Here is a 14,263-nt window from a genome sequence, read left to right as displayed (position 1 = left end):
GCCGCGGACCCGTCTAACGTTCCGGGGCCGGCATTGCAGCCCCGCGGCTCTTCTTCAGTTCGCGAACCTCATCCCGGTTGCCTTGGGCCTCGGAGAAATCCGGCGCCAGGGCGATGGCCGCGTCGAAGTCGGCGATCGCGCGATCGTAGTCTGCCTTCTCCTTGTAGGCGAGGCCGCGATTGTTGTAGGCATCGGCATAGCTCGGATCGAGCCTGATGGCCTGATCGAAGTCGACGATGGCCCGGTCGTGATCCCCTTTGTCGTCGTAGGCGATACCGCGACGGTTGAAGGCCTCTGCAAGCTTGCCATTAAGCCTCAGAGCCTCGTCAAAATCGGCGATGGCGCGGTCATGATCGCCTTTCTTGTCGTAGGCCGCGCCGCGGTTCATGTATGCTTTCGCGTGTTGCGGCTCGAGCTTGATCGCCACGCCGAAATCTATGATGGCACGGTCGTGATCGCCCTTATCGTCATATGCTATGCCACGATTGACATGGGCAAGAACGTGACCCGGATCGCGCCTGATCGTTTCGTCGAAATCGGCGATGGCGTGATCGATGTCACCTGTTTCGAAATACGCGATCCCTCGGTTGAAATGGGCGTTAAGGGCTTTCGCGGGCGTCAGGCCGAATTTGATTGCAGCGCTGTAGTCGGCAATGGCGCGGTCGAACTGCTTCTTGTGTTTATGCACGGCGGCGCGAAGGGTGTATGCGGTGGCGTCAGTCGGGTCGCGTCGGATCGCCTCGTCTATATCTGCGAGACCGCGATCGAAGTCGTTCCTCAGAACATGGATTGCGCCGCGATCAACGTAGGGCTTGGCTTGCTCGGGGTCCAGCGCCAACGTTCGATTGAAGTCCGTGAGCGCCCGATCATAATTTTCTTTCGAGAAGTAGGCCAAGCCGCGATTGTAGTAGTAGAGCGGCTTCTTCGAATCGAGCTTGATCGCTTCGTCATAATCTGCAATCGCCCGATCGTAGTCGCCTTTGCCTGCGTAGGCGAACCCACGATTGTTGCGGGCCGCCGGGTAGGAGGGATCGAGCCTGATCGCTTCGGTGAAATCGGCTATGGCGCGGTCGTACTCCTGTTTCTCATAGTACGCATTGCCACGATTGAAATAGCCGTGGATCTGATCTTGTCCGGACCATCGATCGGACTGCAATGCGAAGGTGCAGCTCTCGATCCGCTGGTCGACCGGGAAACGGCGGTCCAGGCACCAGGCCAGTGGCGGCTCGCCCTGCGCAACAGCGTCGGGCGCCGTCGCCGCGGCAAAGAGGAGCATGGCGGGCAAGGCCAGGGGATGGCGTCGCAAAGGACGAATGCCTTCAGCAAGGGAGACGATGCAGCATAGACCGGGCACTGCATGCCCAGCAATTCGGATATTCGCTCTGCCGATGATCTCCGTGCCGGGCTGGTCGATCATGCGCCGCCCCGCGAAATTCATCAGCCGCCTCAAGCTGATTTGCCCTGTCCAGTCCTTCGCCAAAAAACATTCTTGTTTCTATTTTTCGGAATTCGTGCTCTGATATCTCCGTCCCACCCCGGCACGAGGGGCGTATCGCGATCGTCACGACACGCGGGGTGGAGATGCGGTGGGCGTGTCACGTCGCAGCATGGCAGACGTCGTGCGGACGAACGGCGGGCGCGCACGGTGAAGTCGCATGGTCCTGGCCTCCCGACGCTGAGGCCGCGCCGGTGGTGATGATGATCCGCCGGTCACGGGGGCAAGACAGCCCGGTCCCCGGGGAGAGTGCGTATAAGCCGTCAGACCATCGCGCAGGGAAGGCCGGTCGTCCGGCTGACCTGTGGTGACTGCCGCCTGCTTTTTTTGCTGCAGGCGGGCCACGGGCATCAGCCGATGCCCGGCCTTTCCTGCGCCCTCGACTTGGAGGGCGGAATTGATGATCATCACTCGGGCATCATGTGTCGCGAGAATGCTGCTGCATATTCCTTTGTCATTCTCGTCGGCGCCAGTGCCTTCGGCTCGCCGGTGCGTATTATTGCGCCCTCGCCCCTTACGGGAGAGGGCATGTAGGACAGAGCGGCATGCTCGGTTGGGTGAGGGGTATGCCTCTGCAAGCGCCGCTGCGGAGAGAGACCCCTCACCCAACCGCGTTAGCGGATGGGCCGCACATGCCCTCTCCCACAAGGGGACCCACAAGGGGCGAGGGCGCTGTATCGGGCAGCCGGCCCGCGGCGCCTCTGTTGATCGGCTGAGGCATCACACCCCCATTTGTGGCCCCGCCGCCCTTGACCCCGGCTGCCCGCCGTGGTCAGTTCCGCCCCATGAGCACCCTTGTCCGCCCAGCCCGTCTCTGGTGGCGCACCTTGTAAAAGGTGGCCGGTGCGATTTGTGTGACATGAGATCGCAGAGGGGCCGCCACGCAGCGGCGGCTTCCGGTTGGTCCTGTGTGGCGTTTCCTCGGTAAATTCCGTAAGAGGACGCCCAAGAGGACCCCATGAACAGGACCGTTTTCGCCCTTCCGGCCCGCAGCGACTACCGCACCTCCAGCGGGCTCGCGATCACGCGCGCCGTCGAGCAGTTTTCCGGTGGCGCCAGCCGGCTCGATGACCTGATCAACCTGCTCGACCGCCGCCGTGGCGTGGTGCTGTCCTCGGGCACGACCGTGCCCGGCCGCTACGAGAGTTTCGACCTCGGCTTCGCCGATCCGCCGCTGGTGCTGGAGACCAAGGGCACTGACTTCACCCTGCAGGCGCTGAACCGCCGCGGCGAGGTGCTGATCGCGTTCCTGAAGGACACGCTGCGCGAGCCCTGTGTGGTCATCACCGAAGCTTCGCCGGCGCGGCTCGCCGGACACATCGTCCGCGGCCCGGCCCCGGTCGAGGAGGACCAGCGCACGCGGCGCGCCAGCGTGATGTCGCTGGTGCGGGCGATGATCGCGGCGCTCTCGGCCAATGACGACCCGCTGCTCGGCCTGTTCGGCGCCTTCGCCTACGACCTCGTGTTCCAGATCGAGGACCTCCAGCAGAAGCGGCCGCGCGAGAAGGACCAGCGCGACATCGTGCTCTACGTGCCGGATCGCCTCTTGGCCTACGACCGCGCCACCGGCCGCGGCGTCGTGCTGTCTTATGATTTTTCCTGGAACGGACAGTCGACGGAAGGCCTGTCGCGCGACACCGACGCCAGCATCTATCTCAAGGAGCCGCGCCAGGGGTTTGCCGATCACGCGCCCGGCGAGTACCAGGCGACGGTCGAGAAGGCCCGCGCCGCGTTTGCCCGCGGCGACCTGTTCGAGGCGGTGCCCGGCCAACTCTTTGCCGAGCCGTGCGAGCGCTCGCCGGCGGAAGTGTTCCAGCGGCTCTGCCGGATCAATCCGTCGCCCTATGGCGCGCTGATGAATCTCGGCGACGGCGAGTTCCTGGTCTCGGCCTCACCCGAGATGTTCGTCCGCTCCGACGGCCGTCGCGTCGAGACCTGTCCGATCTCCGGCACCATCGCCCGCGGCCGCGACGCCATCGGCGATGCCGAGCAGATCCGCCAGCTCCTGAACTCGGAGAAGGACGAGTTCGAGCTCAACATGTGCACCGACGTCGACCGCAACGACAAGGCGCGCATCTGCGTGCCCGGCACCATCAAGGTGCTGGCGCGCCGGCAGATCGAGACCTACTCGAAACTGTTCCACACGGTGGATCACGTCGAGGGCATGCTGCGGCCGGGCTTCGACGCGCTCGATGCCTTCCTGACCCACGCCTGGGCCGTGACCGTGACCGGCGCGCCAAAACTGTGGGCGATGCAGTTCGTCGAGGACAATGAGCGCTCGCCGCGGCGCTGGTATGCCGGCGCCATCGGCGCGGTGAATTTCGACGGCTCGATCAACACCGGCCTGACGATCCGCACCATCCGCATGAAGGACGGGCTCGCCGAGGTCCGTGTCGGCGCCACCTGTTTGTTCGATTCCGATCCCGCGGCCGAGGATCGTGAGTGCCAGGTCAAGGCGGCGGCGCTGTTCCAGGCGCTGCGCGGCGATCCGCCGAAGCCGCTGTCGTCGACCGCGCCGGATGCCACCGGCTCCGGCAAGAACGTGCTGCTGATCGATCACGACGACAGCTTCGTTCACATGCTGGCCGACTATTTCCGCCAGGTCGGCGCCAACGTCACCGTGGTGCGTTATGTCCACGCGCTGAAGATGCTCGCCGAACGAAGCTGGGATCTGATCGTGCTGTCGCCGGGGCCAGGCCGCCCCGAGGACTTCAAGATCTCGACGACGATCGACGCTGCGCTCGCGAAGAAGCTGCCGATCTTCGGCGTGTGCCTCGGCGTGCAGGCGATGGGCGAGTATTTCGGCGGCCAGCTCGGCCAGCTTGCCCAGCCGGCGCATGGAAGGCCCTCGCGGGTCCAGGTGCGCGGCGGCCGCCTGATGCAGGGCCTGCCGAACGAGATCGTCATCGGCCGCTATCATTCGCTGTTCGTCGAGCGCGACAGCATGCCGGAGGTGCTGACCGTCACGGCGGCAACCGAGGACGGCGTGGCGATGGCGATCGAGCACAAGACGCTGCCGGTCGGCGGCGTGCAGTTCCATCCGGAATCGCTGATGTCGCTCGGCGATGCCGTGGGTTTGAGGATCGTGGAGAATGCGTTCCGGCTCAATCAGCCGGGGTGAGAGGTGGTTGCCGTCATCGCGAGGAGCGTGAGCGACGAAGCGATCCAGAGTTGTTTTCGCGGCCCTGGATTGCTTCGCTTCGCTCGCAATGATGAATTCCTCGCGGTCACGGCCAAACGAGGCAATGAGAGCACGATGACGTTCGATCTGGACATCAAGAACACCGTCCGCACCATTCCGGACTATCCGAAGCCGGGCATCCTGTTCCGGGACATCACGACCCTGCTGGCGGACGCGCGCGCGTTCCGCCGCGCGGTCGACGAATTGGTGCATCCCTGGGCCGGCTCCAAGATCGACAAGGTCGCGGGCATCGAGGCCCGCGGCTTCATCCTCGGAGGCGCAGTGGCGCATCAGGTGTCGGCCGGGTTCGTGCCGATCCGCAAGAAAGGCAAGCTGCCGCACAAGACGGTCAGCATGTCCTATGCGCTGGAATACGGCACCGACGAGATGGAGATGCATGTCGACGCGGTGCAGCCCGGCGAGCGCGTGATCCTGGTCGACGACCTCATCGCCACCGGCGGCACGGCCGAGGGCGCGGTGAAGCTGTTGCGCCAGATCGGCGCGACCGTGGTGGCGGCCTGCTTCATCATCGACCTGCCGGATCTCGGCGGCGCCGCCAAGCTGCGCGCGCTCGACGTGCCCGTGCGCACGCTGATCTCCTTCGAAGGGCACTGAGAAGCGCGCGGCGGCGTCAGGACCGCTGCATCAGAAGCTCGTTCTCGATCTCGCGCAGCGCATAGTAGTTGCGCCGGATCCATTGATAGAGCTCGGTGGAGGGGTCCTTCTCCTGGCGCAGGTAGCCGGTGAAGGAGAACGAAAAACGTTCGATATAGGTTCTGAGGAACGCGGGCAGGGCGGCAATGTGCAGATGCTTGCTGCGGCTGTAGAGGTCGGGGAGCTCCTCGCGAAGGACGTGGTCGTTTTCGACCACGATCAGCTGGGGCTTCGGGATCTGGCGCCGCAGGGCATCGTAGGCGCGCATCGAGACCCGGTCGCCTTCGGCGCAGAACAGAATGATCGGGACCACGTTCCGCCGCGCGGCCTCCTTCAAAAAGCCGATCTGTTCGGACATCTTGAAGAACTCGTCGAACGAGTAGTAGCCGAGGTCGATCACCTTGGGGATGCCGTCGTTGAGGATCACCCGGTCCATCAGCTGGATCTTGCCGTAGGTGTCCTCGATGGTCGCGGTCTCCGTGATCTGCGGCAGGAAGTCGAGCAGCGACGGCTCGCGCAAGGTGACGTCGAAGGCGAGCACCTGGCCGTTCTTCAGCAGTAGGAACTCGCTCAGCACCCGCGCAAGCAGCGTCTTCCCGGATTGCGGCCGGGGCGAGCAGACGATGTAGACAGGCGTCGCGGGCATCCGACCTATATCAGGTCAAATGCGGTTGCGATAAAGTCCCATCCTTCACGGAGCTGCTATTTTTCCCCGGCCGGCCGCGGCGCCGCCGCCTTGGTCGAGCCGACGATGTCGGTCAGCTTGATGCGGTCGTACTCGCTCCAGACGTTGGCGAGCCAATGCCGGACATAGCCGCGCAGCACGAAGGAGTAGTTGGCGGCCTCGTCGCGGGGACCCTTGTTGGCGACGAATTTGAGGAACGGCACCGAGGCGACCTCGACCTGCTCGAACGCCATTTCGTTCAGCTTCGGGATGGTCAGCTCGGTCGCGTCCTTGATGCGGTGGAAGTAGGAATTGTAGGTCGACTGGTCCCACTCGAAGAAGCTGGTGTTGTTGATGAAGTTCTTCACCAGGAAATATTTCGCACCGATCATGTAGCTCGCGGTCTCGGCGATCTCGTCGAGCGAGGCGATCGACGAGCCCAGGATGTGGAACACCGCGAAGGTGATCTGGCCGGAGCGGGCGGCGTCGAGGAATCCGATGTCGCGGAGCGCGGCGAGCGTCGGCGACATCAGGCCGGCGCGGACGTCGATCACGGTCACCGACGGCGCCACCGCGCTCAGCGTGTCGAAGATCTTCATCTGGTCCGGCGTCGAATTCATGTCGACGATCTCGGTGATCTCCGGGTGGAAACGCTTCAAGGTGCCGCGCGGATGCTCGGTGTCGAACGCCCGGGTGGGGACGTTGTTGGCGCTGAAATAATCGAGCAACGTCCGCGACACCGTGGTCTTGCCGACCCCGCCCTTGTCCGCACCCACCACAACCACTGCCGGTTTCGCCATGGAAAGTCCTTCAGCCCTGAGGCCGGCCAGGGGGCCGGCGCATTGCATTCTGCTTTGGGCGCGAACATGGCAGAAACGCTGGAGAATTCAAATTCATTGCAGCACGGGACCGGGGAAATTTGCGCCTTCGCCGCAACAGGCTGGAGCAATCGGAGGCATTCCGGCCCGGGCGTTCGAGCCGGCGAGGAAGCACTTGCAAGCGAATGGCAGGACAATTGCCCGTCGCACGGGATTGGCGGCTGAATTCCGCGGCGAAGGCGGCGACTAGTGCCGGCCCCAGGGACCGGTCGCGGGGGTGGTCCACGGTCCCTGGGGAGCGGCTTGACCCTGGCCAGATGGCGGGGCCGGGCCATCGGCCTGGCCCCAGGGACCACCGGACGGCAACGGTGGCGGAGCGTCGCTTTCGGTCGCGTTGGCGCCGGTGTCGTCCGGCTGTGCCTCGTCCGTGGGCAGCGCCATCGGGCCCGGATCATGGCCGCCGGCGAACCTGATCAGCGCCTGGACCCGGGCATCGACCGAGGGATGGGTGGCGAACAGGTCGGCAAAGCCCTCGCGCGGATTGTCGACGCACAATTCCATGACGGCGGAGGTGGCGCCGGGCAGTTCGCCGCGCCCTTCGATCTTGCGCAGGGCGGTGATCATGGCGTCCGGATTCTTGGTCAGCTCGACCGACCCGGCATCGGCAAGGTATTCGCGGGTGCGCGACAGCGCCAGCTTGACCACCTGCGACAGCAGCCAGGCCACCACGATCAGCACCACCGCGATGATCACGACGATGATGGCCCCGCCGCCGGAGCCCTTGCGGTCGGAGTCGGACGAGGAGGAGGACGACGACGAGCGACCCCAGCCGCCGCCCCAGCTCATGTTGGTGAACAGGCGGAAGAACAGTTCACCGAAGAAGCCGACCACGCCGGCGATGATGACGGCCACGACCATCAGCTGGACGTCGCCGTTGCGGATATGGGTCAGCTCGTGGCCGAGCACCGCCTCGATCTCCTGGTCATCGAGCGCGTCGAGCAGGCCGGTCGTGACGGTGACCGCGTATTGCCGCGGGTTCAGGCCGGTCGCGAAGGCGTTCAGCGCCGGGCTGTCCATGATCTTCAGCTGCGGCATGGTGATGCCGCGCGAGATGCAGAGATTTTCGAGCAGATTGTATAGCCGCGGCTGCTCCTGACGCGTCACCGCGGTCCCGCCGGTGACCGCGTCGATCATCTTCTGGTGGAAGAAATAGGCGATCACGATCCAGGCCGCCGCGCCCAGCGTGGCCCAGGGCAGCGCCCTGATCAGGTCGCGGGTGGCCGCGTTCATGTAATAGGCGACGCTGCCATTGCCGTTGATCATGACCTCCGCGATCAGCGCGCCGGCGAACACCAGCACGTAGATCAGCAGGAACAGGCCGCCGAGCAGCAGCACCGAACGGGTCTTGTTCGATGCGATGTGGGTGTAGAGACCGTAGGCGGCCATGGCGTCGGACCCTTCAGCGCGGAGGGCGCGGGATCAGAACTTGACGCTCGGCGCGGCCTCGACTTCGGTCCGGCTGGCGCCGAGATCGAAGAACTCCTTGCGTGTGAAGCCGAAGGTCCCGGCGAACAGTGCGGCGGGCATCTGCTGGATGCCGGTATTATACTCTTGGACCGCGTTGTTGAAGAAGCGGCGGCTGGCGGCGATCTTGTTCTCGATGTCGGAGAGCTCGCCGGCGAGCTGCTGGAAGTTGGCGTTGGCCTTGAGGTCCGGATAGGCCTCGGACAGCGCGATCAGGCGACCGAGTGCGCCGGAAAGTTGGCCTTCGGCGGCCGAGACCTGGGCCGGGCCCTGCGCCGACATCGCCGCATTGCGAGCCTTGATGACCTCGTCGAGGGTGCCGCGCTCATGCGCAGCGTAGCCCTTCACGGTCTCGACCAGATTCGGAATCAGGTCGTGGCGCAGCTTGAGCTGGACGTCGATGTCGGCAAAGGCCTGGCCGACCCGCTGGCTGAGGGCGACCAGCCGGTTGTAGGCGCCAAGGGCGAACAGCACGAGAATGACTATGATGCCGAGGACGATCCAGCCGGACATGACGGGCTCCGAGGGAGAGGGCAGGAGGACGAGGCGGCCGACACGCGACGGCGCCGCCGGTCCGCAGGTGGACCGGCGTGCATTGGTCGCATCAGGGGGGATGCCCGTTCAAGTCGCTTGAGCCTGGCCGGTCCGTTCGATGGGCGCCCAGGCGACCGAATTGGCGTCGGAGGCAACGATGCGCAGGGCTCAATAGGGACGGGCGACCCGCCATTGCTGCGTGGGGTCGTTGCCCTTGATATCGCCGGGGGCGCTGTCGAGCTGCGAGGTGTAGAGCGGCCGGTAGCGGTAGGCCCACATCTTCTTGCCGTCGCTGCGGGTGATGACGGTGAAGTCGCCGCTGGCGGTCGCGTTGTCGGGGGCGATCAGCGGCGGCCGCTTCTCGGCACAGGCACCGTCGCAGGTCGACTTGTTCCCGGTGTTGTCCCGCTCGGTATAGTAGAGCGTCATTCCTTTTGGGTCGACGAGGACCGGGCCATTCTTGCCGACGATGGCCTTGGCCGGCGGGCCCTCCTGCTTCGGTGGGGGCGGTGCCGAGGATCCACCACCGTGGCCGTTTGCCAGGGCCGTTCCTGCCGAAGCCAGCAGCGCGGCGGTGATCATCATCGTCCTGAACATCGAAACGCGTTCCCTAGTGAGCAGCGCCTTCAGCGCCCCGTTGCAGCTCACCGTAGCAAGCGCGGATTTCTCGCCGGTTTCGCGAAATCGCGAAAATGAGAGACGAATACGACCCATCGTTAACCATGGGCCGTCGGCCGAGGTATCTACGAACCTGGCGGCTCCACGCCGTCGCCCCAGTCCCAGCGCCGCGCGGCGGCAAAGGCGGGCTTGTCGCGCCGCGAAACGCTGACGACCCTGGCGGCACCATCCGCCTGGCACAGCTTCGCGGTTGCCCCGACCTTGGTGACCGCCGGCGGCGCCAGCACGCGCGCGGCGGGCCGATGCGTTGCTGGCTTGCGGGTGAGGGCAACGAAGCTGAACTTCTCGTCCTCGAACGGGACGTCAGCCCCTTTCAGTTCGCGATGTGCCCGCGACCGCGCCAGCCGCTGGGCGAAGTGGCACCAGTCCGGTGCCACGAGGGGACACGGCGCTGCGTGCGGGCAGGGCGCCGCGACATGAGCCCCGGCTGCGATCAGGCGGTCACGGGCCGCCATGATGCGCTGATAGCCGGCGGGCGTGCCGGGTTCGACGATCAGCAGCGTATCGCCGGTCCGGGCCCACAGCGCATCGACGGTCGCAGAGCGTTCGGCCTCCGTCAGCTCGCCGATCATGTAGCTGGCGATGACGAGATCGGCACTTCCGGCACGATCGAGCAGCGCTCGCGCCGGTCCCAGCGCATAAGAGAGGTCGCGGAGGCGCATCGTGTCGTCAGCGAGCGCTAGCGCCAGCGTGCGCAACGCTGGATTGGAATCGACGGCGTTGAACGAGGCCAGCAGCGGAAACGCTTCCGCCGCAGCGAAGCTCGCGGTCGCTGGTCCGGCACCGACATCCAGCAGCGAGGCCGGGGCGAAGTCCGGGCTCGCCTGCATCACGGCATTGAGGCTGGCTGCAACCGCCGCGTAGGTCGCCGGCATCCGCACGGTGGCGTAGGCGATGGCGTCGGCGTCGCTCGTGATCGTTCCGGAATTGCCGCCGCTGCGGTAGGCGGCCGAGATGCGGGCCGCCCGGGCCGCTGCATCCTGCCGCGACTGCCCGTGCAGCATGGCTTCGAGGGACGCCTTCAGCGCGGCGGGCAGATCAGGAGAGATCATCGGTCCTCTCCACGCGTCAGCCCGGGCGCCGCGCAGGCGGCGATCCGGAATGACGGAGCAAGATCACGCCACCTGCTGGTCGAGGATCTTCACGGCCTCGTCGAGCGCGACCGAGACGAGCTGCGACACGCCGCGCTCGGCCATGGTGACGCCGAACAGCCGGTTCATGCGCGCCATGGTGATCGGGTTGTGGGTGATGATGATGAAGCGGGTCTCGGTCGAGCCCTTCATCTCGTGCAGCAGGTTGCAGAAGCGTTCGACGTTGTGGTCGTCGAGCGGTGCGTCGACCTCGTCCAGCACGCAGATCGGCGAAGGGTTGGTGAGGAACACCGCGAAGATCAGCGCCATCGCCGTCAGCGCCTGCTCGCCGCCCGACAACAGCGACAGCGTCTGTGGCTTCTTGCCCGGCGGCTTGGCGATGATCTCGAGGCCCGCCTCGAGCGGATCGTCGCTCTCGATCAGGTGCAGCGCCGCTTCGCCGCCGCCGAACAGCTCGGTGAACAGCCGCTTGAAGTGGTCGTTGACGGTCTCGAACGAGGATTGCAGGCGCTCGCGCGCCTCCTTGTTGAGGCTCTGGATGCCCTGGCGCAGCCGCTTGATGGCTTCGACGAGGTCGTCGCGCTCGGTGGTCAGCGCGGTATGCGAGCCCTCGACCTCGGTGAGTTCTTCCTCGGCGCGCAGGTTGACGGCGCCGAGCCGCTCGCGGTCGCGGCGCAGCTTCTCCAAGGTCTCTTCGATCTCGTGCAGCGGCGGCAGTTGCGTGTCCGGACCGATCTCGGCCATCGCCGCGACCGCCTGCGGCTCGCATTCGAGCATGTCGTGGATCTCGCGCTCGACGTCGCCGACGCGGCGCTTGGCGCTCTCCAGCCGCTCCTCGGCGCGGGCGGCCGCTTCGCGCGACTTCGACAGCGCTTCCAGCGACGCTTTCGCAGCGCGGTCGGTGTCGCCCATCGCAGTCTCGGCCTCGGCCAGCGCGTCGGCCGCGACCTGGCGCTCCTCCTCGGCGATGGCGAGCTCGTCGATCAGCGCGCTGCGCTTCTCGGCGAAGATCTCCGGCGCGTTGTCGAGCTCGGCGCGCTCGTCCCTCACCTCGGCGATGCGCGCCTCGATGGTGGCGATCTGCGAGCCGGCGCCGCGGATGCGGTTGAACCAGTCGTTGCGCTCGTTGATGATCGCCTGCACGCGGCGGTCGGCGAGCTCGGCCTCGCGGGCCAGCGCCTGGGCCTCGGCGCGCACCTGGGCCGCGGCGCGGCGCTTGGCCTCGATCTCGGCGCGCACGGCCGCCAGCCGGCCATCGGCTTCGGTGGTCGCCGGCAGCTCCTCGATCGCCTCCAGCGCATTCTGGTGCAGCTCGGCGATCTCGGCGCGGTCATGGGCGAGGCGGGTCGAGGCCTCGACCAGCGCCGATTTGCGCGCCGAATGGCGATTGATCTCGCGCTCGGCATTGGCGTGGCGCTCGCGCGCCGAGTTCACCTCGCGCTGCGCGGCGCGCCAGGCTTCGCGCGCGGCGCTCTCGGCGGCGGTCGCGGCCTTCACCTCGGCCTCGGCGCTCTCCAGCGCCTGGCGCTTGTTGGCGGCATCGATGCGCGCCTGCTCCAGCTCGGCCTCGATGTCGATCAGGCGGGCGCGCTCGGCGAGACGGCGGGCCGCGCCGGTCGGCGCATGCGCGGCGGCGATGAAGCCGTCCCAGCGCCAGACGTCGCCTTCCGGCGACACCAGCCGCTGGCCGGTCCTGAGTTGAGAAACGAGTTGAGCGCCGCGGTCGCGCGACACCACGCCGATCTGGGCCAGGCGGCGCGACAGCTCCGGCGGCGCCTGAACGTAAGCGGCGAGCGGCTCGACGCCGTCGGGCAGCGCGGGGTCGGTGACCTCGGCGCCGGCGACGGTCCAGTGCATCGGCGCGGAGGCATCGACCGGCGCATCGAGGTCGTCGCCGAGCACGGCGCCGAGCGCCTTCTCATATCCCTTGGCGACGGTGACGCCGTCGATGATCGGCGGCCACAGATTCTTGGTCTCGCTGTTGACCATCTTGGAGATGGTGCGCGCCTCGGTCTCCAGCCGCTGCACCCGCTTCTCGGCCTCGGCGAGCGGGGCGCGTGAGGCTTCGAGCTTCTGCCGCGCATTGGCCTGCGCCGACTCGTTGGTCTGCACCGCGGCCTCGGCCTGCGCCTCGGATTCCTCAGCCGCTTCGAGCGAGGCGGCGAGCGTGTCGAGATCACCGAGATGCGCGGTCTCCTGCGCCAGCCGCTCCTCGTCGGCGCGGACATTGGCGATGTCCTGGTCGAGGCGGGCGAGACGCTCGCGATGGCTGCGGACGTTGGCTTCGAGCTGGTTGCGGCGCGCGGTGAGGTCGGCGAGCTGCGTCGTCAGCTCGGTGAACTGGCGCTCGGTCTCAGCGAGAAGAGCCTCGGCCTCGGCGACGCGCTCGTCGACGCCGCTGCGCATCTCGACGCGCGCCTTGATCTCTTCCTTCAGCTCCGCGTCTTCAGTTTCAAGACGTTGCAGCGCGACCTGCGCGTCCTGGTTCTGCTGCTGCTCGCGCGCGACGTCGGCGGTGAGCTGCATCAGGCGGCGATCGAGCTCGCTAACGCGCTCCTTGGCGCGCACCTCCTCGCGGTCGAGCAGATCGCGGGCATTCTTCAGCCGCTGCATCGTCGCGGCGGCGCGGGCCTCGGCCTCGCGCAGCGCCGGCAGATGCGACGAACGGATCGCCTGGATGCGGGCCGATTCGGCCTGCTCGCGCGTCCGCTCCGCCATCTCGCGCACGGCGACATCGTGCACATGCGCGGCGTCGTTGAGGTCGGCATGCGCGCCCATCCAGCGCAGGTGATAGAGCGTCGCTTCGGCCTTGCGCACCTTGGCGGCGACCTCGCGGTAGCGGATCGCCTGCCGCGCCTGCTTGCGCAGGCCTTCCATCTGGCCGGAGAGCTGGCCGATGACGTCCTCGACGCGCAGCAAATTCGTCTCCGCCGCCTTCAGCCGCAACTCGGCCTCGTGGCGGCGGGCATGCAGGCCGGCGACGCCGGCGGCGTCTTCCAGCACGCGGCGGCGCTGCTCAGGTTTCGCTTGAATGATCTCGCCGATCTTGCCCTGGTGGACCAGCGCCGGCGAACGCGCGCCGGTGGCGGCGTCGGCGAACAGGATCTGCACGTCGCGGGCGCGCACGTCGCGGCCGTTGATGCGATACACCGAGCCGGCCTCGCGCTCGATGCGGCGCGAGATCTCGAGAATGTCGCGGTCGTTCACCGCGGCCGGCGCGGTCCGATCGCTGTTGTCGATCGTCATCACCACTTCGGCGTGGTTGCGCGACGGCCGCGTGTTCGAGCCGGAGAAAATGACAGCGTCCATGTCGGCGGCGCGCAGCGATTTGTGCGAGGTCTCGCCCATCGCCCAGCGCAGCGCCTCGACCAGATTCGACTTGCCGCAACCGTTCGGACCGACGACGCCGGTGAGGCCGGGTTCGATCACGAAGTCAGTCGGTTCGACGAACGTCTTGAAACCGTGAAGACGAAGACGCGTGAGTTTCATGCACAGATTCTCTGTTGGCGGGAGACGAATCTCCCAGCCCCGACAATACCATGGAAGGCAATGTCAATGTGGACTGAGTCGCCCTGGCGCCTCATTCTGAGGGCGGGACAATGGCGAGGGCTGGTCCCCAGGGCA

At 66.6% G+C, this 14,263-nt stretch carries 10 protein-coding genes; 2 read left to right on the top strand and 8 right to left on the bottom strand.

What is annotated here, in order from left to right; genetic code table 11:
* Positions 1–13: 13 nt before the first annotated feature.
* On the bottom strand, positions 14–1,438 hold the full coding sequence (locus QW863_RS21195) for a tetratricopeptide repeat protein (protein ID WP_315717275.1): 1,425 nt from the start codon (positions 1,436–1,438) through the stop codon (positions 14–16).
* A 1,015-nt stretch (positions 1,439–2,453) separates the two neighbouring features.
* On the opposite strand from QW863_RS21195, the gene QW863_RS21190 reads away from it, so the two are divergent.
* Both QW863_RS21190 and QW863_RS21185 read left to right on the top strand, forming a co-directional pair.
* Positions 2,454–4,616 carry an anthranilate synthase component I gene (locus QW863_RS21190; RefSeq protein ID WP_315717274.1) on the top strand — a complete coding sequence of 721 codons (2,163 nt, stop codon included), beginning with the start codon at positions 2,454–2,456 and terminating at the stop codon, positions 4,614–4,616.
* 135 nt (positions 4,617–4,751) lie between these two features.
* Positions 4,752–5,291 carry an adenine phosphoribosyltransferase gene (locus QW863_RS21185; RefSeq protein ID WP_172133418.1) on the top strand — a complete coding sequence of 180 codons (540 nt, stop codon included), beginning with the start codon at positions 4,752–4,754 and terminating at the stop codon, positions 5,289–5,291.
* Positions 5,292–5,307: 16 nt separating this feature from the next.
* On the opposite strand, the gene QW863_RS21180 is transcribed toward QW863_RS21185, so the two are convergent.
* The 7 genes from QW863_RS21180 to smc form a co-directional block, all read right to left on the bottom strand.
* Positions 5,308–5,976, bottom strand: coding sequence for a hypothetical protein (locus tag QW863_RS21180; RefSeq protein WP_315717273.1), 669 nt, complete (start codon positions 5,974–5,976; stop codon positions 5,308–5,310).
* Between the two features lie 56 nt (positions 5,977–6,032).
* On the bottom strand, positions 6,033–6,794 hold the full coding sequence (locus tag QW863_RS21175) for a hypothetical protein (protein WP_009025709.1): 762 nt from the start codon (positions 6,792–6,794) through the stop codon (positions 6,033–6,035).
* 264 nt (positions 6,795–7,058) lie between these two features.
* Positions 7,059–8,258 carry a M48 family metalloprotease gene (locus QW863_RS21170; RefSeq protein WP_315717272.1) on the bottom strand — a complete coding sequence of 400 codons (1,200 nt, stop codon included), beginning with the start codon at positions 8,256–8,258 and terminating at the stop codon, positions 7,059–7,061.
* A 33-nt stretch (positions 8,259–8,291) separates the two neighbouring features.
* Positions 8,292–8,849 carry a LemA family protein gene (locus QW863_RS21165; RefSeq protein ID WP_315717271.1) on the bottom strand — a complete coding sequence of 186 codons (558 nt, stop codon included), beginning with the start codon at positions 8,847–8,849 and terminating at the stop codon, positions 8,292–8,294.
* 189 nt (positions 8,850–9,038) lie between these two features.
* Positions 9,039–9,467, bottom strand: coding sequence for a hypothetical protein (locus QW863_RS21160; protein WP_315717270.1), 429 nt, complete (start codon positions 9,465–9,467; stop codon positions 9,039–9,041).
* A gap of 146 nt (positions 9,468–9,613) precedes the next feature.
* Entirely contained in the window at positions 9,614–10,600 is a 987-nt protein-coding gene (locus tag QW863_RS21155; protein ID WP_315717269.1) for a small ribosomal subunit Rsm22 family protein, read from the bottom strand.
* 63 nt (positions 10,601–10,663) lie between these two features.
* Positions 10,664–14,128 carry a chromosome segregation protein SMC gene (smc, locus tag QW863_RS21150; RefSeq protein WP_315717268.1) on the bottom strand — a complete coding sequence of 1,155 codons (3,465 nt, stop codon included), beginning with the start codon at positions 14,126–14,128 and terminating at the stop codon, positions 10,664–10,666.
* Positions 14,129–14,263 lie beyond the last annotated feature (135 nt).

The organism is Bradyrhizobium sp. SZCCHNR1017 (assembly GCF_032381375.1).
Classification (GTDB): domain Bacteria; phylum Pseudomonadota; class Alphaproteobacteria; order Rhizobiales; family Xanthobacteraceae; genus Bradyrhizobium.
This window is presented reverse-complemented; position numbering and strand designations above follow the sequence as displayed.